The sequence below is a fragment of the Nocardioides oceani genome (assembly GCF_030412965.1).
Taxonomy (GTDB): Bacteria; Actinomycetota; Actinomycetes; order Propionibacteriales; family Nocardioidaceae; genus Nocardioides; species Nocardioides oceani.
The window spans coordinates 1-224 of sequence record NZ_JAUHJQ010000259.1 but is presented as its reverse complement, the minus strand read 5'-3'; the positions used below and the strand labels follow the sequence as shown (position 1 = coordinate 224).

Genomic DNA, 224 nt, shown 5'->3' with positions numbered 1-224 from the left:
GCGGTCGTCGAGCGGCGCGCCTCGCTGCTGGCCGCCGGGATCACCGCGGTCACCGGGTCCTTCCACGCCGGCGACCCCGTCGACGTCGTCGGGCCCGACGGGGTCCGGGTCGGCCGCGGCCGGGTGAACTTCGACAGCGACGAGCTGCCCGGCCTGCTCGGGCGCTCCTCGGGCGACCTCGCGCGGGAGCTCGGCGCGGCCGGCGCGCGGGGGGGCGGCCCCCG

The 224-nt window shown here is 81.7% G+C and carries 1 protein-coding gene; it reads left to right on the top strand.

Annotation, left to right across the window (positions count from 1 at the left end):
• A partial coding sequence (locus QWY28_RS23985; protein WP_336622438.1) for a PUA domain-containing protein occupies positions 1-224 on the top strand: 224 nt, incomplete at both ends.